General features: G+C 45.3%; 21 protein-coding genes. 9 read left to right on the top strand and 12 right to left on the bottom strand.

Annotated features, from left to right (window positions below; translation table 11 throughout):
- The first annotated feature begins 260 nt into the window (after window positions 1–260).
- The 4 genes from RQM65_RS08480 (at window position 261) to RQM65_RS08495 (ending at window position 5,819) form a co-directional block, all read left to right on the top strand.
- Window positions 261–1,676 carry a sensor histidine kinase gene (locus RQM65_RS08480; RefSeq protein WP_314014154.1) on the top strand — a complete coding sequence of 472 codons (1,416 nt, stop codon included), beginning with the start codon at window positions 261–263 and terminating at the stop codon, window positions 1,674–1,676.
- A 429-nt stretch (window positions 1,677–2,105) separates the two neighbouring features.
- Window positions 2,106–2,885 (top strand): enoyl-CoA hydratase/isomerase family protein, encoded by a 780-nt coding sequence (locus RQM65_RS08485; protein WP_314014156.1) that lies wholly within the window; start codon window positions 2,106–2,108, stop codon window positions 2,883–2,885.
- Between the two features lie 47 nt (window positions 2,886–2,932).
- On the top strand, window positions 2,933–4,561 hold the full coding sequence (locus RQM65_RS08490) for a hypothetical protein (RefSeq protein ID WP_314014158.1): 1,629 nt from the start codon (window positions 2,933–2,935) through the stop codon (window positions 4,559–4,561).
- A 190-nt stretch (window positions 4,562–4,751) separates the two neighbouring features.
- Window positions 4,752–5,819, top strand: a complete 1,068-nt coding sequence (locus RQM65_RS08495) for a PA0069 family radical SAM protein (RefSeq protein ID WP_314014160.1) — start codon at window positions 4,752–4,754, stop codon at window positions 5,817–5,819.
- A 103-nt stretch (window positions 5,820–5,922) separates the two neighbouring features.
- On the opposite strand, the gene RQM65_RS08500 is transcribed toward RQM65_RS08495, so the two are convergent.
- From RQM65_RS08500 to RQM65_RS08510, 3 genes are all read right to left on the bottom strand, one after another.
- Entirely contained in the window at window positions 5,923–6,609 is a 687-nt protein-coding gene (locus RQM65_RS08500) for an HD domain-containing protein (protein ID WP_314016817.1), read from the bottom strand.
- A 1-nt stretch (window position 6,610) separates the two neighbouring features.
- Window positions 6,611–7,381 (bottom strand): lysophospholipid acyltransferase family protein, encoded by a 771-nt coding sequence (locus RQM65_RS08505; protein WP_314014162.1) that lies wholly within the window; start codon window positions 7,379–7,381, stop codon window positions 6,611–6,613.
- Between the two features lie 327 nt (window positions 7,382–7,708).
- Entirely contained in the window at window positions 7,709–8,119 is a 411-nt protein-coding gene (locus RQM65_RS08510) for a BrxA/BrxB family bacilliredoxin (RefSeq protein WP_314014164.1), read from the bottom strand.
- Window positions 8,120–8,510: 391 nt separating this feature from the next.
- Between RQM65_RS08510 and RQM65_RS08515 the strand changes: the two genes are divergently transcribed.
- From RQM65_RS08515 to RQM65_RS08530, 4 genes are all read left to right on the top strand, one after another.
- Window positions 8,511–9,248, top strand: a complete 738-nt coding sequence (locus tag RQM65_RS08515; protein ID WP_314014166.1) for a TerB family tellurite resistance protein — start codon at window positions 8,511–8,513, stop codon at window positions 9,246–9,248.
- Between the two features lie 22 nt (window positions 9,249–9,270).
- Window positions 9,271–9,858, top strand: coding sequence for a HupE/UreJ family protein (locus RQM65_RS08520; protein ID WP_314014168.1), 588 nt, complete (start codon window positions 9,271–9,273; stop codon window positions 9,856–9,858).
- An 89-nt stretch (window positions 9,859–9,947) separates the two neighbouring features.
- A complete protein-coding gene (locus RQM65_RS08525) occupies window positions 9,948–10,391 on the top strand; it encodes a deoxycytidylate deaminase (protein WP_314014170.1) in 444 nt (147 codons plus the stop codon).
- Between the two features lie 44 nt (window positions 10,392–10,435).
- Window positions 10,436–12,061, top strand: coding sequence for a S41 family peptidase (locus tag RQM65_RS08530; protein WP_314014172.1), 1,626 nt, complete (start codon window positions 10,436–10,438; stop codon window positions 12,059–12,061).
- Window positions 12,062–12,065: 4 nt separating this feature from the next.
- Here the strand turns inward: RQM65_RS08530 and RQM65_RS08535 are convergent, their stop codons facing one another.
- Together RQM65_RS08535 and RQM65_RS08540 are read right to left on the bottom strand one after the other, a co-directional pair.
- Window positions 12,066–12,269 carry a hypothetical protein gene (locus RQM65_RS08535; RefSeq protein WP_314014173.1) on the bottom strand — a complete coding sequence of 68 codons (204 nt, stop codon included), beginning with the start codon at window positions 12,267–12,269 and terminating at the stop codon, window positions 12,066–12,068.
- Between the two features lie 304 nt (window positions 12,270–12,573).
- Entirely contained in the window at window positions 12,574–13,152 is a 579-nt protein-coding gene (locus RQM65_RS08540) for a MarC family protein (RefSeq protein ID WP_314014175.1), read from the bottom strand.
- Window positions 13,153–13,405: 253 nt separating this feature from the next.
- Between RQM65_RS08540 and RQM65_RS08545 the strand changes: the two genes are divergently transcribed.
- On the top strand, window positions 13,406–13,972 hold the full coding sequence (locus RQM65_RS08545; protein WP_314014177.1) for a DUF3109 family protein: 567 nt from the start codon (window positions 13,406–13,408) through the stop codon (window positions 13,970–13,972).
- 192 nt (window positions 13,973–14,164) lie between these two features.
- Here RQM65_RS08545 and RQM65_RS08550 read toward each other — a convergent pair whose 3' ends face one another.
- The 7 genes from RQM65_RS08550 to RQM65_RS08580 form a co-directional block, all read right to left on the bottom strand.
- Window positions 14,165–16,024 carry a tetratricopeptide repeat-containing sensor histidine kinase gene (locus tag RQM65_RS08550; protein ID WP_314014179.1) on the bottom strand — a complete coding sequence of 620 codons (1,860 nt, stop codon included), beginning with the start codon at window positions 16,022–16,024 and terminating at the stop codon, window positions 14,165–14,167.
- Window positions 16,025–16,151: 127 nt separating this feature from the next.
- Window positions 16,152–16,886 (bottom strand): LytR/AlgR family response regulator transcription factor, encoded by a 735-nt coding sequence (locus RQM65_RS08555; protein WP_314014181.1) that lies wholly within the window; start codon window positions 16,884–16,886, stop codon window positions 16,152–16,154.
- An 848-nt stretch (window positions 16,887–17,734) separates the two neighbouring features.
- Window positions 17,735–18,667, bottom strand: coding sequence for a DUF3078 domain-containing protein (locus RQM65_RS08560; RefSeq protein WP_314014182.1), 933 nt, complete (start codon window positions 18,665–18,667; stop codon window positions 17,735–17,737).
- Window positions 18,668–18,769: 102 nt separating this feature from the next.
- Window positions 18,770–19,276: a DUF2480 family protein gene (locus tag RQM65_RS08565; protein ID WP_314014184.1), complete on the bottom strand. Its 507-nt coding sequence runs from the start codon at window positions 19,274–19,276 to the stop codon at window positions 18,770–18,772.
- A gap of 155 nt (window positions 19,277–19,431) precedes the next feature.
- Window positions 19,432–19,761 carry an SUF system Fe-S cluster assembly protein gene (locus tag RQM65_RS08570; RefSeq protein WP_314014185.1) on the bottom strand — a complete coding sequence of 110 codons (330 nt, stop codon included), beginning with the start codon at window positions 19,759–19,761 and terminating at the stop codon, window positions 19,432–19,434.
- Window positions 19,762–19,855: 94 nt separating this feature from the next.
- Window positions 19,856–20,278, bottom strand: coding sequence for a SufE family protein (locus tag RQM65_RS08575; RefSeq protein WP_314014187.1), 423 nt, complete (start codon window positions 20,276–20,278; stop codon window positions 19,856–19,858).
- 220 nt (window positions 20,279–20,498) lie between these two features.
- Complete coding sequence (locus RQM65_RS08580; protein WP_314014189.1) at window positions 20,499–21,725, bottom strand: aminotransferase class V-fold PLP-dependent enzyme; 1,227 nt, start codon at window positions 21,723–21,725, stop codon at window positions 20,499–20,501.
- Window positions 21,726–21,868: the final 143 nt, after the last annotated feature.

A 21,868-nucleotide genomic window follows, 5' to 3' on the forward strand; every position in this document is an offset into this window, starting at 1 on the left:
GTGCCAATCCGATTAGGTATCAAATTCCAAAAAACAAATCCCAAATTCAAAAAAAAGGAAATTTATGACGCAAGCATTGGGAAGTCCATCGCTCAGAGATTGTAAATTAACAATGATCCAATCCGTATTTTGAACTTGTACTTGTCTCTTGAGCTTGAACTTAAACCTGCCCTTATCTTGGTTCGATATTTGCTACATTAACGTTAAAATCCGACCTCTTGTTTAAAAAACTATCCTTAAGATCGCGCATATTCGTATCCATGATTCTGTTGGTGGTCCTCGCTTCGATACTTATTGCAGGGGTTACCATTTACCAATACAAGGAACAAGCACGGGATTACCACGATAATCGATTAGAACGTAAGGAAACCCAAGTGCGGCAGAGCGTCGAATACACCTTGAAAAGCACGACATATCCCGTCACCACTGAAAATCTGGGCCTAATCTTCAATCTCCAGATCTACCAGATCGCGAACGTACAGAACCAACGGCTGAACATTTACGACCTCGAGGGCCAATTGATCAAGAGTTCGCGGGCCAAATTTGAGATCGATTCCATTTCCAATTGTCTGGATTACCATATATTAAAGCGATTGGAGGCGAGCCCTGATAAACGCTACGTCGAGGAAAAGACCGTGGCAGGGGACAATTACCGCGCATCGTACACGTATATAAAGGACAGCAAACTAAAACCGATCGGGATTTTAAACCTGCCCTATTACGAAGACGACTCCTTTAACAACATGGAGCTCAGAGAGTTTTTGATGCGTCTCGGAGCCGTTTATTTCTTGATGTTGCTAATCGCTATTGGTCTGGCCTATTTTATCTCGACCTATATTACCCGCTCGTTACAGACCATCTCCGAAAGGCTCGACAAAACCGACCTGACCAAGAGCAATCAAAAGATAGTGATTGAAAATCCCAGTGAAGAAATCAAAAAACTGGTGGATTCGTACAATGCGATGATCGATGAGCTCGAACACAGTGCGGCCAAGCTCGCCCGCAGCGAGCGCGAGCAAGCTTGGCGCGAAATGGCCAAGCAGGTAGCCCATGAAATCAAGAACCCCCTGACCCCGATGCGGTTGAGCGTGCAGAGCTTCGAAAATAAATTCGATCCCAAAGACCCCGACATTAAAAAAAAGGTGGCCGAGTATTCCAAGACCCTGATCCAACAGATCGATACCATGAGCAGTATTGCTTCGGCTTTTTCCAGTTTTGCCGAAATGCCCGCTCAACAGAACGAAACCCTAAATGTGGTACATATCGTCAAACTGGCATTGGATATCTTTAACGAAGAATATATTCATTTTATCAGCGAGGAAGAAGAACTGATTGCCAAACTCGACCGCACCCAGCTGATCCGGGTGGTTACCAACCTGGTCAAAAACGCCATTCAAGCCGTGCCCGAAGTAGATGCACCCCGGATTTTAGTCTCTGTGGTCGCCGATGGCGATTTTATCAAAATAGGTGTAGCGGATAACGGAATCGGCATTGAGGACAACTACACCGAAAAAGTTTTCGAACCCAAATTCACCACCAAATCCAGCGGGATGGGCCTGGGTCTCGGAATGGTCAAAACTATCGTGGAAACCTATAAAGGCAGTATCGATTTCACCTCGAAGCCGGGAAAAGGAACGGTCTTTACAGTGCGGTTTCCCAGGGAAAACAGTGAATGACGCATGCTGCGGTTTGTTGAGCCCTACAACCAGTGCCTTATGGGTTTATCTAATATTTTGTGATTCTCCTATTTTGATCTAAGTTTACCGTGGATACCTTGAGAACACTAACTCAATTCAGTCTTAAAATATAAAATGCTTGTCCGTTTTAAAACCTAAACCTGACGCAGACTCTAAGATAGGGGACTAAAAAATCTCGAAAAATCGACCTATTTTGTGTGAAAATCAACGGTCTTATGTCCTAGGTCCAACAGTCTCATCTATCAACACGATGATTACCGGTCAATTATTTTTTACATAAACTTACTAACCAATAAACCCATAAACTGGCCAATTATTAGTCAAAGTTCGAAATCCCGCGACTCGGGCCGGGTAAGGGACTTACGTCTTTTAAGATGTTTTAAGCGGACAGGTATTAAACAAAAAAACATGAAATACAACAATCTTCTTGTCGAAACAAAGAATCCAATCGGTATAATCACCGTGAGTCGCCCCAGTAAGCTCAATGCCTTAAACCGGGAGACCATCGCGGAACTGCACAATGCTTTTAAGGCGCTCGAGTCGGACCGGGAGATCAAGGTCATCATCTTGACCGGTAGCGGGGAAAAGGCCTTCGTGGCGGGCGCGGATATTTCAGAATTTGCCGACTTCTCGGAAGAGGAAGGCGTCCGACTGGCCGCCGAGGGACAAAAAAAGTTGTTCGATTTTGTAGAAAACTTGTCCAAACCGGTGGTCGCCGCAGTGAACGGCTTCGCTTTGGGCGGGGGACTCGAACTGGCCATGGCCTGCCATTTTCGCGTGGCCAGTGACAATGCCCGAATGGGACTTCCGGAGGTGTCGCTAGGCCTGATTCCCGGATACGGCGGAACCCAGCGCCTACCTCAGCTTATCGGAAAGGGAAGGGCGATGGAAATGATTTTGACCGCCGGCATGATCGATGCGAAAAAAGCCCTAACCTACGGTTTAGTGAACCACGTGGTCTCTCCCGAAAGTCTGCTTTCCTTTTGCGAGGATTTGGCCGGCAACATATCGAAAAACTCCCCAGTGGCGATAGACCATGCAATAAAATCAATAAATATTGGTTTTAAGAATACCGAAGGCTACGCTGCTGAAATCGAAGCATTTGGTACATGTTTCGGAACCGCCGATTTTAAAGAAGGTACTACGGCGTTCTTGAACAAGCGCAAAGCCGATTTCCCGGGGGAATAAACAGATCTCGCCAACGTACCGGCTATCCTAAACCGCTTGCGTTTGGCATGCTTTTTATGGAACAGACCGCCGGTGACGGCGAACGGGCGTTGGCATTTGATAACCCATCCCAATACAACCTACTTATGAACATTTCACAGGGCATGGCCGCCCTACTCTTTTTGACCGCGCTACAGCTTTGCCGAGCACAGGACATCCCCGTATCCTATGAGCTTGGCGAGAATTATTCCGATAGGTACAAGTACTCTACCCTGCTCACCAGTGACCGTACGTCCGCAGACGAGACCGTATTCGTGCGTACGTACTATAGTGGATATCCTCTTCGTCCCAAGGGTCATTTTATCGAAATCTACGATGCGGAAATGAACTTGGCACGGGACTACAATTACAAATATGCCGGGAACCATATGATCGATGGTTTTGTAAAAAACGGACAGCTCTACCTGTTGGAACTGACCTATAGTACCAACCAAGAAGCGTATCAATATGTAGTACATCAAAGTCCACTGCACGAGTTTAGGTTTACCGAACGCCTGCTACTTTCCGTTCCCTCGAAAGAAGTCGCCAATCCGTTGGCCGTGAGCAAGTACAACCGAAGTTTTGGCAACGGCTTCTCGACCGCGGTCCATTTCGACAAGGGCCGGTCGGCTTTTGCCATTACGGTCCAGCACCGAGAACGACGGAACGACAAATACCATGTCTATCTCTTCGGAACGGATTTAAAACAGCAGTTTGCCTATGACTTTACGACTGAAATTGCCGATAAGAATTATGCCTTCGAGAGTATCGAGGTATCGAAAGACCTAAAGACACTCTACCTGACGGGAAAAGTTTTCTTCAAAAAACGTCGGTTCGAAGCCAATGAAAGAAGATTCCGATACGAACTTGTCAAAATAGATAATGGAGGGCATCGTACCCAGCAATTCGACGATTCCGGTAGATTTCCTGAATCCTTAAAGCCCGTGCTTTCGGATCGGGAGCTTAAAATTGTCGGTTTTTATGCAGACCGAAAATCCAAGCGGTACAACGGACTGGCCTATTTTAGGATGGATACCAATTCGCTGGACATCACGGACCGAAAGTACAATCCGTTTTCAGATCGGTTTATGATGGATAAGTTCGGCCGTGAAGTCGACACCGAACTCAAGAATCTGGTTTTCAAGGATGTGCATATTACGGCCGACAACGGAATACTGTTCAGTGCCGAAGAGTATTATATGACCCAAGGAAGGGATATCTCCGGAGGGGGCACCCAGATTACCGACCGGTATCATTATAACGACATCGTAATCGCCAAGTTGAATGCGTCCGGGGCAATGGAATGGGCACGGAACATCAATAAGGCCGAGGTGACGCAAGGCGATGCATCCTACGCATCGTACGCCGCCTATGGCGTCGCCGACCAGATGTACTTCTTTATTAATTCCGGGGAAAACCCACAGACGATGAGCAAAGAACGTATCCTATTCAAACAAGGCTACAGCCGCAACCCGAACATGTTTGTCATCAAGGTCGACGGCGAGGGTAACTTATCCCACAAAAAATTGATAGACGACAAAGAGATACGCCTGCCTATCATGGTCTCGCGGCCGTTGATCGACACATCCTCCGACAACCTCCTTTTTTATGCAAAGCGCGGTAAGAGAAAACAGCTGGTGCGGGTCTTGGTCAATTAACTGTCGTTTGGCGCCAGCAAAGTAGAATCGGAAATATTTCATTGCCCATATTTCTCCATTGTCCGCCTTAATTCCCAACGATTGTGTGGTATGCCGTACTGATTTTTTGAGCTAATGGAAATTCAATCTTCGAAGGCAAGAACTTTTTTTAAATGGAATAATTCCGTATTTTTGGAAAAAATCCATTTTATTGAGTTTGAAGCGCCATTTTAAGGGCCGCGGCGCCCAGCAGAACACTCCAAATCGATTCCTTGAGAACAGCCATGAGATCCGGGACGATTTTTTGGAATTTTGCCGTCTCGAAGGAGAGGAAGCGGACAGCAATAGAACCCAATATATCCCTATTTTTCCGAAGACCATCGTCAATACCGTCACGAGTCCCGATGTGGGAATGGAGTATTCCATGAATCCCTACCAGGGCTGCGAGCACGGCTGTATTTACTGTTACGCGCGTAACACCCACGAATACTGGGGGTACAGTCCCGGTCTGGATTTCGAAAGGAAGATATTGGTCAAAAAAGCGGCGGCGGACTTGCTACAGGCCAAACTCAGGTCGAAGCGCTGGAAGGCCAAAACCATCGTACTATCCGGTAACACCGACTGCTACCAACCAGTGGAAAGAAAATTCGGGATTACCCGCGCCTGTCTAGAAGTTTTCCTGAAATACAGACATCCCGTGGGCATGATTACCAAAAATTCGTTGATCCTAAGGGACCTCGATATCCTAAAAGAGCTGGCAAAGGACCGGCTGGTCGGGGTCAACATATCGGTCACCTCGTTATCGGAAGAAACAAGACGTATTCTTGAACCGCGTACAGCCAGCATCAAAAAACGGCTGGAAACCATCCGGATATTATCCGAGAACAATATTCCTGTCAATGCGATGTTGGCCCCTATCATTCCGGGCATCAACAGCCATGAGATTATGGACTTGGCAAAGGCCGTTTCCGATAACGGAGCCCGTTCCTTTGCCTTTACCGTGGTTCGTTTAAATGGGGCGCTCGGCGGTATTTTCACCGATTGGATAAAGAAGACGCTGCCAGATAGGGCCGATAAAGTACTGCATCAGATACAGGAATGCCACGGCGGCAGTCTCAACGATAGCAGATTCGGGATCCGTAGTCGTGGGGAAGGCCAAATTGCCGCACAAATACATGATCTGGTGCGCTTGGCCAAAAGTACTTATTTTAAGGACAAAAAGTTTCCGGTCCTAAACCATGAACAAACGTATAAAGACGGACAGTTAAGGTTGTTCTAAAGGATGTGCTGCTATCCCGATGACATCGATTGGAGATGTATGGCGCGGGATACCAAGTCCGTTTCCGGCGTTCGGCCAAAAAAAATATGCAATCGATATGATGCTACTCTTTTCGGGTATCGGTAGGTAGGGCCAAGGGGTTCCATTCCTTAAAGAACTGTTGCAGGAAATCCATCATATACCAATGACGATGTTCGGCCAGCTTTTTTCCGGTTTCGGTATTCATTTGATCTTTTAGGAGCAGTAGTTTTTCGTAGAAATGATTGATGGTCGGGGCAGTACTGTTCTTATATTCTTCCTTGGTCATTTTCAGGTTGGGGGCGATTTCAGGGTTGTATATTTCTCGATTCTTAAAACCCCCGTAGTTGAAGGCACGGGCGATACCGATGGCTCCCATGGCGTCTAAACGATCGGCGTCTTGCACCACGAAAAGCTCCTTCGACCGCAACTTGCGTCCCCGCTTCTTTTGTAGACTGTTTTTGAACGACATATTCTTGATAATCTTCACAACATGTGTGATGGTCTTTTTCTTGACCCTCAGTTCCTTCAAAAAGTTTTCCGCCAAGGCGGGCCCGATGGCTTCATCGCCGTTATTGAACTTGGCATCCGCAATATCGTGGAGCAAGGCGGCCAGGCTCACGGTCAGCACATCTACTTTTTCATCCTTGGCGATAAACAACGTATTCTTGAATACCCGTTGCACGTGGAACCAATCGTGCCCGCCTTCGGCCCCTGCCAAGGTTTCCTTAACGAAGGCAATGGTCCGCTCCACAATCTCGCTGTCGCTCATTTTAGGCATGGGTCCCGTTTTTTATCGTTGATGTTGTTTTAAAAGATGTTACGCAAGAAACTACCGCTTTTTCGGTGGATGCGATGACCTCATCAAGGTTATCCGTGATTTCGATGGGCCGGTGTACTGTAAAGTTGATATGGTTCCCGATACCCTTGGGAAATTTACCGTAGCGCAGCATCTTCCAAGAGTTATCGATACTTATCGGCACCACGAGGGCCGTCGGCGCGTTCTTCATCAATATCTTAAGTCCCGTCGCCTTAAACGGTTTAGGATGCCCGGTCCGGCTACGTGTGCCTTCGGGAAATATGACGGCGCTGCGACCGTGCTTTTCGATATATCGTCCCAATTTTGCAATTTCCACTAGGGCCTGCCGGCTATCCTTGCGGTCTATTAGAACCGAGCCCCCGTGTCTCAGGTTATACGAAACGCTGGGTATTCCCCGGCCCAATTCGGTCTTACTTACAAATTTGGGATGCCAATTACGCATGAACCAGATTATGGGCGGAATATCGTGCATGCTCTGATGGTTGGGCACGATGATCAAGGCGCGGTTCACAGGAATACCGTGGGGATTATCAAAAGTGTAAGTGGTGCCTAGGATGTGGGTACACCGCATAAGGCATAGATTCAGCACCGCGACACTTTTACGATGTGCCTCGTAGCCAAAAAAGTTGTAGCACACCCATTGCACTGGATGAAACACCAACAAGGTAAGACCGAAAGCGATCAGGTAAAGTAGGGTCAAGGGATATGCCAATAACTTCTGCATGCTACAAAAATAAGGTACTGAAAATGTTTATGGAAGGAAAAAAGGGGGATTAGCCCCTTGAGACGGCCTTTAACCGATACCAAATTCCGGGGCAATCGGGTCAGCCGCGCCAATACAGGATGCGAAACACCGAATTGCCCGAAGGGATGTTGTCAATAAACTAATACGCCAACATATTTGTGGTATAAGGTCTTTTCCTGAGCGGCAAGGAGAATGTAAGGCAAAAAAAAAGACCGTCTGCTTGAGAAACGGTCTTTCAATATGCCTATTCGCCTCCCCTACATAGGTTTCGACGTAAGTCAGGGGAAAGGTGAAAATGGTTTGAGCTTAGCAAAACTCGTTATACGCACCGGTCAGGTTTTCGGCGATCATTTCTGCCGGCCGGCCCTCGATGTGATGGCGTTCGATCATATGCACCAACTCCCCATCCTTGAACAAGGCGATGCTGGGTGAAGACGGGGGAAAGGGAACCATCAGGTCCCGTGCCGCTTTGACCGCCTCGACATCGACCCCGGCAAAAACCGTTACGGTATGGTCCGGCCTTTTAGCGTTATGTAGGCTTAATTTTGCGGCAGGACGTGCATTGGCGGCAGCGCAGCCACAGACCGAATTGACAACGACCAAAGTCGTGCCTGGTTTATTTATCGCATTTTCGACCGCTGCGGCCGTATATAACTCCTCAAACCCGGCTGAAGCCAAGTCCTCTCTCATAGGTTGTACTAATTCTGCGGGATACATAGTTCTGTAATTTTAAATTTGGAAAGCAAAGATACGGAATTAGTCGTGTTTTACGGGGAGACTTAACGTTTCGTTGCGAAAACGAATGAGAACAGTGTCCTTTTTCTTCCGACAGGGATACCCCCCCCCTAAAATCGATGAACCTACGAAGCATTCCCTTTGACCCCTTAAGCGAAGTTGTGCACTCGATTCGCGACCGACAGCCTGCCGCAACGGTTTAGTTGCGCTCCTCGGACAGCGTTTCGAGTAGACCGCAATCGTTGCAGCGCCGATATCATCGGTACTGCCGCCACCGTAGTTCGAGATTATTGGATTACCGGAAATGCCCCCTGTTTTTCTCTGCCTTACTTTTACTTCTCTTTCAGTACCTTTGCCCAAATTTTGGAACAACATGATTAAATGGTTCGCGGCCATCGTAGGATATTACTTTTTTCGGTTTCCCGGAGCGATTCTCGGGTTTTTAGTGGGGAGCTTCATCGATAATTTAAGTCGTAAGGGCGGCGGGGCACAGACCATGTTCGACGACATGACCAGACAGAGTGTCTCCCCCGCGGATTTCGAATTGAACCTACTTTCGCTCTGTTCGCTTGTCATCAAGGCAGACGGACAGGTAAGTCAGCGTGAAATGGACTACGTGCGCCAATACTTTCTCAGCACATATGGCAAGGACAAGGCCAACGCCATTTTCAGAACATTTAACGAGGTTGTCAAAAAACGGGAAATTTCGGCCCGACGGATCTGTTCTTTCCTCAATCAACGGACCCGCTATGAGGTCCGCCTCCAATTATTACACTTTCTTTTCGGAATCGCACAGGCTGACGGGGCGGTCAGTAATGCCGAAATCGGGAAAATAAAGGAGATTGCAGGGTACCTACGGGTCGGGGCGCGCGATTTCGAGAGTATTATGGCGATGTTCGTCAAATCGGCCGACAATGCTTACAAAATCCTTGAAATCGAAAAAACGGCTTCCGATGAGGAGGTAAAAAAAGCCTATCGCAACATGGCCAAAAAATACCATCCCGACCGGGTCAATACCCAAAATGAAGCCATCAAACAAGGTGCAGAAGAAAAATTCAAGGAAGTGCAAAAGGCCTACGAGGAAATTCAAGCTGAACGTGGCATCGGATAAGCAAACAATATAAACAAGCCACATGAATGATTTGCCGTTCTATGTAAAGCTGGGCCTGGAACACGTTCTAGATCTAAGCGCTTACGACCACATTCTGTTCCTAACCGCCCTATCCTTGCCATTTACCTTTAAAAGTTGGAAAAAGGTGGTCGTGCTCGCCACGGTCTTTACCATAACCCATTGTATTTCATTGGCCTTAAGCTCCTATAACCTGATCGTTATGGATGTAGGGCTTATCGAGTTTTCGATACCCGTTACCATCTTGATGACCGCCGTACTAAACCTTTTATACGTAAAATCGGGCAAAAAAAGCAGCAATATTTGGCTTCATGCGCTCGCCACGGCCTTTTTCGGATTAATTCATGGGTTTGGGTTCAGTAATTATTTCAAAATGCTTGTGGCCGAAGTAGAAGATAAGGCACCCCCCTTATTGGGTTTTGCCGCTGGCATTGAAATTTCCCAGATAATCATTGTTCTCTCCGTATTGTTTATCTCACAGCTCATAACTTCGTTTATTAAAATAAGGCACAATGCTTTTATATCGGTGTTTTCTATCCTGATTATTCTTTTGACCCTACCCATGATGATGGAAACATTTCCATTTGTCTAATTCTCACGTCGATTTTCACGTAAAATTAACCCCATATTATTGTGAGCTAGAACCAAAGCAACTACCTTAGTACTCTTTCCCGTAACGGAATGAGAGAAAGTAAACAAGAAAAATACGATAAGGCTTACTTGCGCATGGCCAAGGAATGGGGCAAGCTTTCTTATTGTGAACGTCGACAAGTAGGTGCCATTATCGTAAAGGATAGGATGATCATTTCCGATGGATACAATGGCACTCCCACCGGATTCGAAAATTTTTGTGAGGACGACTTGGGATATACCAAATGGTACGTTTTGCACGCTGAGGCCAATGCAATCAGCAAAGTAGCCGCCTCCACCCAGTCTTGCCAAAGCGCCACGCTTTACATCACATTATCGCCATGTCGGGAATGTAGCAAACTGATTCATCAATCCGGAATAAACCGAGTGGTATATCAAACAGCTTATAAGGATGGGTCAGGACTAACCTTTCTTAAGCGGGCAGGAGTCGAATTGGTGCACCTGCCGGAAATCGAGTCTTCCGCATTGCGGTAAGTCAAGGGATAATCGAAAGTCGTGATCAACTACGCCTAAAACCTATGAAACGAAAATATAGCTATTTGTGGCCTACGATTATTGCCGCTGCGATGGCATTGGGCATTTTTGTAGGAGGCAAATTACATTTCAACGACGCCCCAGAAAGGTTTTTTACCTCAAACTCAAAGAAAGATAAACTCAATCGTTTAATCGATTTTATCGACTATGAATATGTAGATGATGTGGACACCGACAGCATCGTAGACCTCACGGTCAACCAGATATTGGAAAAATTAGATCCGCATTCCGTATATATTCCCAAAGAAGAACTGGAAAGAGTCAGCGAGAACATGAAAGGGGATTTTGTAGGAATCGGCATCAATTTTTACCCTTACAAAGACACCATTGCAGTGATACGTGCCATCCCCAAAGGTCCCAGTTCCCGCAACGGGATCAAGGCCGGAGATCGTATTCTCATGGCCGATAAGGACACCCTTTTTGGCAAAAATTTTGCTAGTCAGGCCATTGTGAACAAACTAAAAGGCAAGAAAGGCAGTTCGGTAAAACTCAAAGTTTATCGTAAGAATGACGATAGAACCTTTAACGTCAACATCAAGCGCGAGGTTATACCCATTAAAAGTGTGGAATCCTATTATATGATGACCGATGATATGGGCTACATCAAAATCAATCGATTTGCGGAATCTACTTATAAAGAATTTAAGTCCGCCCTACGCTCCCTGCAGAAACGCGGTGCAGAAAAGCTTACTTTAGACCTTCGCGACAATCCGGGAGGTTATCTTGGGGTAGCCGAAAAATTGGCCGATGAATTTTTGCAGGATGACAAACTCATTCTTTACACCAAAAACAAGAGGGGGAAAATTGATAAAATTCACGCTACGGAAAAGGGAAGTTTTGAAAATAAACCGGTCTACGTTCTGATTAACGAGCGTTCGGCCTCGGCAAGCGAAATTATTGCGGGTGCCCTGCAGGACAACGATATTGGCACAATTGTGGGGCGTCGTTCTTTCGGAAAGGGACTCGTGCAGCGAGAAATGGAGCTGGGCGATGGTTCCGCAGTACGACTGACCGTGTCCAGATACTATACGCCGACCGGCCGTAGTATTCAAAAACCTTATAGCAATGGGACTAAAGATTATTATAGGGCCTTCACCGACCGGTATCACAACGGGGAAATGCTTTCCGTCGATAGCATCAAGGTCGCGGACTCCTTAAAGTTTACGACTCCAAAGGGGAAGGTGGTCTATGGCGGGGGCGGTATTATTCCAGACGTTTTTGTACCGATTGGTTCAAATGAAGAGGAAGCCGTAGAAAGTATGGACAGCTACGGATGGCTCTCCTATTTCATCTTTGAACATTTGGACGGGAATAGAGATCAATATGCGGACTATTCTGAGCAGAGATTTGTTACGGATTTCTCCGTTGACGACATTCTCTTCCAGAATTTTGTTGATTACTCCCTACAACGGAACCTGAAAATGGATTTCTATGATTATGAGAAATCTTTGAAAGTGTACCTAAAGGCGGCTTTGGCCGAGCAACTTTTTAACGCCAACGTCCACGCCAAGATTAAAGGTTCGGAAGACGCCATGCTCAAGAAAGTACTAGACTTGGACAAGCCCGTCGTCAGACAACGCGATGCCGAAGCTATCGGGGCACACAATTAGCAAGCTACTTCCCATCGACTCTTCGCTGAATTTTTTTGCTCACCCTAAAGATGAGCAGTAGGGCGATAGCACAGAGCGGAGCAACGATGCCGATTAACGCAATAACGCTATCCCCCTGAAACGGATTTTGAAAATCTACCATCGTAACGTTGAAAGCAATCAGCGCCAAAGCCAAAACTATTAGAATTATGTTGAGCGTTCTGTTCATCTTTTGATTCTTGATTTTGTAATTATGGCTTAGAAAGCTGTTTTAAATTATATCATTTGTTTTTTTAAACTTATCCATTTTGAAACCTAAACCCGATGTAAAACGCTGTTAATTAAGTCAAAGGACTAAATATTTTGAAAAGCGCCGCATTTGATGGGAAAGCCAAAGGTCTTAATTCCTAACGCCCTATGTCACATTCATCGATTAGGTAATTGGCGGACAACCACTGATTTTTTGCAACCCCTTCTGCGCATTTCAAAACAGTTTCTAATTTTAATTTCTCCCCGCATGGAAAAATCCAGTGCTAGAACAACTGATTAATATTCGTCGCAAACAATTTTACCGCTATGGCCAACAAAATGACCCCAAAAACCTTACGGATAACACTTAGCCCGTTTTTACCCAACACCTTCTCGATTTTTTTAGAGGACTTCAGTACTAAATATACAAAGATAGTATTTGCGACAATGGCTATGATAATATTCTCTACTTGGAACTCCGCACGAAGCGATAAAATGGCTGTCAAGGTACCCGCACCGGCTATTAAGGGAAAGGCGATTGGTACTATCGAGGCGCTCTCCGCCTCTTCATCACGGTAGAGAGTTACCCCTAAGATCATCTCAATGGCCAAGAAAAAGATTACGAAAGCCCCTGCCACTGCAAAGGAGTTCACGTCTATCCCAATCAAATTTAGGATTTCCTCGCCAACAAATAAAAATGCCACCATGATAACGGCAGATACCACCGAAGCTTTTTCCGATTCGATATGTCCGACCTTCTGCCGCAGCCCTATTATGATCGGGATGCTTCCCAGTATATCGATGACCGCAAACAGAACCATGGTCGCCGTAGCTATTTCCCGAAAATCAAAATTAAATTTCATATCCATCATTGATAACTATAAGTATTAAACCTCAGGGGAAAACTAGGTACAGTTTTTCCAGGGCAACGCTCTTGGGAGGTATTAAACCCATTAAAATAAAAGCGGACGGCACCCGTTGCACTAGAAAGTTAAAAATCGTGCAAAACTAAGATTATTTCTATGGATTTCCGATTATCCACCAGAAATATCTCTCCGTACAATGCATTAATCAATCTTCTTAAAACGTATTTTTGTATCCTCTAAAAAGCCTACGATGTTCCAGCTTGGAAAAAGTATAGTATCCGAAGATATTATCCAAAAAGATTTCGTCTGCAACCTTAGTGCATGTAAGGGGGCATGTTGTATCGATGGTAGCGCGGGAGCTCCTGTCGAGGACAGTGAGACGGATATTCTAGTGGATATTTACTCCGAGGTCAAACCGTTTTTAAGGCAAGAGGGCATCGATGCTATCGAAGAACAAGGTGCCTTTGTCAAGGGGGAGGATGGGGAATGGGAAACCCCGTTGGTCAACGGTAGTGAATGCGCCTACGTGACTTTTTCCGATAACGGGACTGCGAAGTGCGGAATCGAGGAGGCCTATGAGCAAGGGGCCATTGCATGGAAAAAGCCGGTCTCTTGCCATCTCTATCCGGTTCGAGTAAAGGAATACTCCGAGCTAACGGCAGTAAACTACCACAAGTGGCATATCTGTGACCCGGCATGTGCCTTGGGGACTGAGCTGCAAGTGCCGATTTACAAGTTCGTGAAAGAAGCGCTAATCCGTAAGTTCGGCACCGATTGGTATGAAGAATTGGAACAGGTCGCAGAAGAACTTGTATGATGCAGCATGCTCATTAATAGCCAAAATAACATTCCAATATTAAGCTTCAAGGGCCGGGCCGCAAAAGCGGCGCGAACAAAATTGGGATTAACCCATGATGGTTAGTGCGTAAGGGTGCCACGACCTTTCCAGCCATTCGACCAACCCTTTCCTCAATTTTTTTGCGAATTGTTCCATGACATTGGGAGTGTTTCAAGTTGTAGGCAGATGTATCACGACCTTGGTGCCACTAGCCTCGCCTCGATCGTCGTAGAGATCTACAATTTCAAGATAAAACGGATTTTGATACTCCTTGGCGAAATTGGCCAAGCGCTCCCGCGTGATGTCGATGCCCACGGAGTTGCGTTTAAGCACCTTGTTGCGTTTCAATTTTTCGGCCGCTGTCCTACCGATTCCATTATCAATAATGGCAATGTTTATATATCCTTTTCTGTCGCTTGAGAGATGCACATTAATATTCTTTTCACCCTGCTTACTCGACAATCCGTGCCACAGGGCGTTTTCTAGAAAAGGCTGTAAAATCAGGGACGGAATCCGGACGGTATGGGTATCAATATGCTCATCGACATGAATGTTGAAATTGATTTCATTCGAAAAACGAATGTTCTCTATAATCATATAAAGTTCCACGGTTTCCAGCTCCTCGGCCAAGGGTATCTCGCGCACCGAAGATGCCTCTAGGATCTTACGCACGAGTTTTGAAAATTTGTTGAGATAGTGCACCGCGTTTTTCTGCTCGTTATTAATAATATACAGTTTGATGGAGTTGAGCGAATTGAACAGAAAATGCGGATTCATTTGGCTACGGAGCATGCTCTGTTCCAAGGTCAGTACTTTCTTTTCGTTCTTAAGTTGATACTGCCGGTATAGAATGTAGAAAATACCGGCTAACAAGGCTAAGGCGATACCGCTGATCAGCAAGGTGGTACGAGTGGTACGCAGTTCCATTTGGTACATCTTGTTCTCTTGCGCCAGCAATTCCATTTCGTTCTGGGCTTTCTGGGTGTTGTATCGAAAGAGTACGTCGTTTACATAGCGTACCGTTCCCTCGCTCAGGATTTCTTCTTCGATACTGTCTGCTTCCACTTTGAAACCAAGTGCCTTTTTAAAGTCCCCCTTTTTTTCGAACAGTTGGGACAAGAGATGTTTAGCCCGGGCCGAACTGGCCCGCAAATCCGAATTTTGAGCTAATTCAAGGCCCTGAAGCATGTTTTTTTCAGCTTTATCGTATTGGCCCAGTTGCATCTGGCCCCATCCTAAGTCTATATACACGGGGGCTACCAAAAATCCATCACCCAGATGATCTGCCACCGGAAGGGTCTGATCCAGTAATGTAATAGCTTGCTCTGTCCTGTTCTGTTTCAAGTAAATGCGTGCGATGCTGGTATTGCAGATTACCCGGCCCATGTCATTATCGATTTCATCATTATAGGCATATGAAATTTGGTATCGCTCTAAAGCCTGATCGAGTTCACCTTGGTCTTCAAGGCTCTTCCCGATATTTTGCTGGTTGACCGCTAGCCCGAGTGTATTTCCAAGTTCCGCTTCGAGCTGCAGTGATCTTTCGAAGTAGTCGATCGCCTCATCGTGCTGTTCGAGCATGGCATATAGGTTGCCGATGCCGTTCAATGATACATTGATGCTCCGCTTTAAGCTGCTGGAAGGATTTTTAACGGATTGTGCCAATTCAAGTGCTCTTTGGTGGAAGTCCATGGCCATGCGAATGGAGGATATTCTGCGGTAGACCACCCCAAGGTTGTTCAGACTATACACCCTAAGCTCAAGGTTGTCGGCCTTTTCGGCAACGGCCTGAGCCTCTCGGTGGAGGGTAACAGCATCAATATATCTTGAGATGTTGCGATAGGCCCTACCGAGTTCGTTAAGCGCATAAGATTGTCCGGCCGCGTATTGGTTGATGGCTGAGGTATTGGCCATATGGCGCATCATCAGGGTGTCCGCTCTATTCGGACCTAATATTCGATGGATGTCGGAAAAGCCGGTCGGTTTGGCCTGGACCAAACTATCCACCGTTTCCAGAAACGCATCAGGCAAGGATTGGGAATAACTTCCGATAGAAACAAATAAAAAACCAAGACAAGCACCAAGTTGCGCGATAGGCAGAAACGAAGTACGGGGGAAGGCTACGTTAATAAATAGGTGGAATCGCATGTAATCAAGGCTACAACATATCTAAAAATCCTGATTTCTTTTGTCGGGACACGGGAATTTTGTGGTTGGACTGTAAAACGACATAACCATCGGTCTTTAGAAACTCCTTAATTTTGCCAAGATTGATTATATAGGAATTGTGTATTCTGAAAAAAGAATCTTCCGGCAAAATTTCATTAACCTCCTTCAACTTTTTGGTCAGCACCATTTTACTGCCATCCGCCAAAAAAATGGTACTATAATTACCGTCAGACTCAGCATAGAGTACGTCATCGCTCTCTAAAAAGACCAGCTTTCCGTCAGTATTGAAGGTTATCTTCTTGTGCTTGGCGTTGGCATTAAAGTTCATTAAAATTTTTTCGAGCCTTTCCGCCGTAAAGTTCTTGGCATTGTATTTCCTTATCTTGACAATGGTCTCCCTAAGATCATCGGCGTCTATAGGCTTTAAAAGATAGTCGATGGCTTCGTTCTTCAAGGCCTTAATGGCATATTGATTATAAGCGGTGGTGATGACTACCGGGAAATTCTTGTTCGTCAACTTTTTAATAAACTGGAACCCGTCCATTGTCGGCATTTCAATATCCAGGAAAAGGCAGTCCGGGGTATTCTTTTCCAAATATTCCAAAGCTGCAAAGGGATCCGTAAAGGAGGCCTTGACTTCTATTTCATCGCTGAAGTTAGTCAATTCCCAGGTCAAGCTCTGTAGGGCCTTTTTCTCATCGTCAACGATTACGGCTTCTAACATCTTCTCATGTTTTAGATTAAGATTCTCCAGCTCATGGTTCGAAAACCCATTCAAAATTATGTTTATAAACGACTATAAGACTGTCTTGAGTGGTGTGATTAGAATTTTTTAAGGTCATTTATAAAGCGGTTTTAGGCAAAATCCTATAACATAGCCATAGCATCGGTCTAAGATTTTAATGGGACCGGTAGCAGAAGGTCAACGAATTGGCCTTGGGCAGAGAAGCTAGCGAATGCATGAGCCTGTAAAAAGGGACATAAATAATTGAAATACTTCAAAACAGCTTCCAAGCAATAGGTTCTAAGTTACTCAAATATAACTCGATATTCTCGAAGCTAAACGGCAAATGTGCAAATGGTAGTATTCAACGTACCGTCGGCGTAAAATACCGTCTTTTTGGATAGAAAATGAATTTAACAGTTTTCACAACAGCTATTGGCCTTTTCACAACAAATATTTACCGTTCGTCGAATACTGGCTTACTTTCACTTTGTATTTGAAAATTAGTGCTTTGCCGATGGCAAGGCACTGGAAGTAAAGTTTGACTTATAACTGACTGTGTAACCAAACTTGACCAACCATTCTTTAAAGGAAAAGCCCTCCTGACCGGAGGGCTTTTCAATTTCGCAACTTTCCAAATAGAATGCTTGTCCATTTCGAAACCTAAATCGAAGTGGGAGTGTATGATTTAGGACAAACAACTAAAATTTCTTGAAAAGGCCGTCCATTTTATAGAAAAGTCGCCAGTCTAAAGTCTTACGTTCTACCGTCTAGTAACGTATTAAAGGTTTAGGTGAATAGGCAGGCGGACACGCTTTTCAAATAGGCACGTTTTAGCCGCGCTAAAACTAAAAGGCATAATTCAGTCCGAATAGCCAATAGGTCTGAAGATCATTGTCGGTGTTTTCGAAAGTTGGTTCCGGTATCGGTAGCGGCTCTTGGGCCAAGGCATTGGCCAATGATTCTTGATGGTTGCCTCTTAGACCGAATTCGAAACCGAGTCCGATTCCTTTCCAAATGGTATAGCCCAAGGAATTTACCCAGGTGAAGTTAGAATAGTTCGAACTTTTATAACTTTGGAAGGTCGAGAAGTTGGACTTAACGTTCAGCTTACCGAACTTTCTGGTATAATCGGCCACGATTTTGGCACCTGCCGAGGACTCATAGATATTTTCAGTATCCGTAAACACAAAGTTGTAGTTCAGGGGATGCATGACGACGACCAAATTTTCGATAGGTGTCCAAGTTGCACCTACACCTAAATCGAGGTAGCCCGGATCGTTGAAATTGTTGATGATCGAAGTGCGGTATTCCCCCAGGGCGGAGATGGCGAAATTTTCGCTCAGTTTGTATCCGTAGAGCGAGGTGAGGGTAAAGACGTCCGTGGTGCCCTCGAAGTCTTCGCTGTCGGTTTCGATATCCTTATTGTCCAATTTCACCCACTGCAGGTTGACATTTCCAGAATTCTTCCAAAAAAACTTCTCGCGATCGAGGTTGGCAAATCCGTTTACGGTGACCCCGATGTTACCCGATGAATTATTGGGCACCCCTTGGGAATACCAATTGTTAAAACTCGAAATATTGGCACCAATGGTACCGAAGGCCCCTATTTTCCATCCCGGAAAGGTGTCAATTTGATTTTGCAGTTCATCTACCCTACCCTGAATGGCGTTAATAGAATCTTTTTTTGCCGCTTTTTCAGCCTTTAGGTCTTCCAGGGTCTGTGCCGAACCTACAACCATTGTAAAAAAGGCTAAAGAAGTAAGTAAAACTTTTTCCATTTATAAGTGTTTTGAATTTAAGCGCACAAAACTACGACATTACCATTAACAAACCAATAAAACCTAAAGTAATTAAGGGTATAAATATCTGATTATCAGGCTTTACTTTCTTTTAAAGAGAGGAACTGAAGAGCAAGCTTCGCCGTACATAAGCGATTTGACGTTCGATTGTAATTTCTGGGCTATCATCAAATAGGCGTTGGACGGCACGGGTTTATTCGTACAACCCTTTATAATCACTAAACGGTCTTCAAATTCGGATATATCAAGACGTTCAATGACCGATTGGTATAGCGAGGTCTCGAGCTGTTCGAGGTTGCCTTGAACGATTTTTGAGGCATAGGGCTGCAACTTCGTGGCCACGAGCATATAGGCCCATCCGGGTACGATGGCGTCCGAAGAGCAATGCAGCGCTACAAAGGCGTCTTGGTACTGTGACCAATCGTGTTTCTCCATTTCTTTTCTGAACTCCTTTTCCCTAAGGATAAATCCCTCGTACAGCCAATCCTTGATGTCCAAGAGGATTCGTTGTCCTTCGGGATAGTAATCCTCCAGATTGAAGGTAACAAGTTTGCTTTGGGCAACTCTGTTCAATATAGGTTCGGACATTTCGTTTTAGTTTGAATTTTGAAAAAACTTTTGGCTTCCGGAAATCCGACAAGAGTCCCCAGAGCAAGATCACAAGGCATTTAAAGGGAAGTACGTTCCCCAGATTCACCGCACGCGACAAGGGGAATTTGATACAATTGAGGCAAATGGGATACTTAGAGCATTCCCAATTCCAATTTGGCTTCCTCACTCATCAAATCTTGGCTCCAAGGTGGATCGAAAGTCATTTCTACTTCGGCGTCCTTGACCACATCCAAGGATTTTACCCGCTCTTCCACCTCGGCAGGCAGCGATTCGGCCACCGGGCAGTTGGGGGAGGTCAGGGTCATAAGAATCTTCACCTCGTTGTCTTCGTTTACAAAAACATCATAAATCAATCCCAGTTCATAAATATCCACTGGAATTTCAGGATCGTATATGGTTTTTAGAACTGTGACAATTTTTTCGCCAAGTTCTTGTGTCTCGATTGTTGTTTCTTCGCTCATTTTGAAAAAGTTTATATAGTTAACAAGGGTGCGGAGTTTACGAGAGACATATCAACTCATAAATTAGGCCATAAGGCCGAAATAAACCCACAAACTAATTTAGCTGTGTCTGATAGGCCACCGCGTATAATTTTAACTGTTTGATCATACTGACCAGACCATTTGCCCTATTGGGAGACAAATGCTCCTTCAGCCCGATATCGTCAATGAACTGGGTGTCTGCCTCGATAATATCCTGGGGCTTTTGATCGCTGAAAGCCCGCACCAGAATCGCAATAATACCTTTTGTTATAATAGCATCACTATCCGCTGTAAACACAAGCTTATCATCTTCCAGTTCGGCGTGTACCCAAACCTTGCTCTGACACCCCTTTATAATATTATCTTCGGTCTTATATTTCTCTTCGATCAACGGTAGGGATTTGCCCAGATCGATCATGTATTCGTACCGCTGCATCCAATCATCGAACATGGAAAACTCATCGACGATTTGCTGCTGTATTTCCTTGATTTCCATTCCGTTCATTTATGCAAAAATACGATAAGTCGGGCTGCATGTCAAAGGTTTATGAAAGCTTTGCGATAACAGAACATAGATTTGAATAAGTATGTCAAAAATTGTCGATTACCCGTCAGCCTTCAACAAGTAAGACGGAAAAATACCTGCGGCCGGAATTTCAGGAATCCAATTTTCCAAGTATTTCCTTAATGGTTTTGCCTTTGTATCGGGCCGGAAACTATTTGAGCATCGCTACGGCCCTTTTTAGTCCTTTTACCAATACATCGACCTCTTCCTTTGTATTATAAAAACAAAAGCTGGCCCGTACCGTTCCGGGAACCTTGTAGAAATCCATTACCGGTTGAGCGCAATGATGGCCGGTACGGACAGCAATTCCCAATTTATCGAGAATGCTCCCGATGTCGTAGGGGTGGATTCCCTCCACATTGAAGGATATCACGGACGTCTTATTCTTAGCGGTACCGTAAATCTTGAGATTATCAATTTCCAACAACTTTTGGGTGGCGTATTCCAAAATTTCATGTTCATACGCTGCGATGGCCTCAAAACCAATGGCGTTCATATAATCCAACGCAGCACCGAAAGCGATTCCGCCACAGATGTTGGGCGTACCGGCTTCGAATTTATGGGGCAGGCCCGCGTAGGTGGTTTTTTCAAAAGTAACCTCGGCGATCATTTCACCTCCGCCCTGATATGGGGGCAATTTATTGAGCCAATCCTCTTTTCCATAAAGCACGCCGACCCCGGTAGGTCCACACATTTTATGGGCGGATACCGTATAGAAATCAACATCAAGCTCCTGAACATCGGCCTTGACGTGTGGGGCAGCCTGGGCACCATCAATCAGTACTGCAGCTCCTACCTTGTGCGCCTTGCGGATGATTTGCTCAATGGGATTTATAGTGCCCAAAGCATTTGAAATATGGTTGCAAAATACCAGTTTGGTGTTTTTGGAAAGCAAGGCATCGTATTGATCCATCAGCAATTCCCCCTCTATATTCATCGGAATTACCTTTAGAAGCGCCCCGGTCCGTTCGGACAGCATTTGTAAGGGCACGATATTGGAGTGGTGCTCCATGGCGGAAACCAATATCTCGTCTCCTTCTTCCAGGAATTCGGTAAACCCGTTTGCGACAAGGTTGATGGCATCGGTCGTACCGGATGTGAAAATTATTTCTTGGGCCTTTTCCGCGTTGAAATGCTGTTGAATCGTATGCCGTGCCTCCTCATATTTGTCCGTAGCCTCTTGCGAAAGCGCATGAACGCCCCTATGGATGTTGGCGTTGTAGTTGGAGTAGTAATCCACTATCGCATCGATGACCTGTTTCGGGGTCTGCGAAGTGGCGGCGTTATCGAGATAGACCAAGGGCTCTCCATTAACCTTTCGGTTAAGGATGGGGAAGTCTTTTCGGATTTTTTGGATGTTTAATCTAGTAGTCTTCATAGTACGCAAAGATATTGAGTAAACTTTTAATCGCAGAGAGGATGTCAGTTGTTTTCTTTAAGGGAAAAAGTATCCCAAAGATAGTTGAAGGACTCGATGGAAATTTTGCAATTTTGCGATTTCTCCCTTATAAATATCCCGGA

It is taken from the genome of Pricia mediterranea (assembly GCF_032248455.1).
GTDB classification, from domain to species: Bacteria; Bacteroidota; Bacteroidia; order Flavobacteriales; family Flavobacteriaceae; genus Pricia; species Pricia mediterranea.

Bases quoted from the DNA above. Each gene is read 5' to 3' on its own strand.
- RQM65_RS08480 (WP_314014154.1), top strand. From the start codon at position 261: ATGATTCTGTTGGTGGTCCTCGCTTCGATACTTATTGCAGGGGTTACC.
- RQM65_RS08485 (WP_314014156.1), top strand. From the start codon at position 2,106: ATGAAATACAACAATCTTCTTGTCGAAACAAAGAATCCAATCGGTATA.
- RQM65_RS08490 (WP_314014158.1), top strand. From the start codon at position 2,933: ATGCTTTTTATGGAACAGACCGCCGGTGACGGCGAACGGGCGTTGGCA.
- RQM65_RS08500 (WP_314016817.1), bottom strand. From the start codon at position 6,609: ATGAGCGACAGCGAGATTGTGGAGCGGACCATTGCCTTCGTTAAGGAA.
- RQM65_RS08505 (WP_314014162.1), bottom strand. From the start codon at position 7,381: ATGCAGAAGTTATTGGCATATCCCTTGACCCTACTTTACCTGATCGCT.
- RQM65_RS08510 (WP_314014164.1), bottom strand. From the start codon at position 8,119: ATGTATCCCGCAGAATTAGTACAACCTATGAGAGAGGACTTGGCTTCA.
- RQM65_RS08515 (WP_314014166.1), top strand. From the start codon at position 8,511: ATGATTAAATGGTTCGCGGCCATCGTAGGATATTACTTTTTTCGGTTT.
- RQM65_RS08520 (WP_314014168.1), top strand. From the start codon at position 9,271: ATGAATGATTTGCCGTTCTATGTAAAGCTGGGCCTGGAACACGTTCTA.
- RQM65_RS08525 (WP_314014170.1), top strand. From the start codon at position 9,948: ATGAGAGAAAGTAAACAAGAAAAATACGATAAGGCTTACTTGCGCATG.
- RQM65_RS08530 (WP_314014172.1), top strand. From the start codon at position 10,436: ATGAAACGAAAATATAGCTATTTGTGGCCTACGATTATTGCCGCTGCG.
- RQM65_RS08535 (WP_314014173.1), bottom strand. From the start codon at position 12,269: ATGAACAGAACGCTCAACATAATTCTAATAGTTTTGGCTTTGGCGCTG.
- RQM65_RS08540 (WP_314014175.1), bottom strand. From the start codon at position 13,152: ATGAAATTTAATTTTGATTTTCGGGAAATAGCTACGGCGACCATGGTT.
- RQM65_RS08545 (WP_314014177.1), top strand. From the start codon at position 13,406: ATGTTCCAGCTTGGAAAAAGTATAGTATCCGAAGATATTATCCAAAAA.
- RQM65_RS08555 (WP_314014181.1), bottom strand. From the start codon at position 16,886: ATGTTAGAAGCCGTAATCGTTGACGATGAGAAAAAGGCCCTACAGAGC.
- RQM65_RS08560 (WP_314014182.1), bottom strand. From the start codon at position 18,667: ATGGAAAAAGTTTTACTTACTTCTTTAGCCTTTTTTACAATGGTTGTA.
- RQM65_RS08565 (WP_314014184.1), bottom strand. From the start codon at position 19,276: ATGTCCGAACCTATATTGAACAGAGTTGCCCAAAGCAAACTTGTTACC.
- RQM65_RS08570 (WP_314014185.1), bottom strand. From the start codon at position 19,761: ATGAGCGAAGAAACAACAATCGAGACACAAGAACTTGGCGAAAAAATT.
- RQM65_RS08575 (WP_314014187.1), bottom strand. From the start codon at position 20,278: ATGGAAATCAAGGAAATACAGCAGCAAATCGTCGATGAGTTTTCCATG.
- RQM65_RS08580 (WP_314014189.1), bottom strand. From the start codon at position 21,725: ATGAAGACTACTAGATTAAACATCCAAAAAATCCGAAAAGACTTCCCC.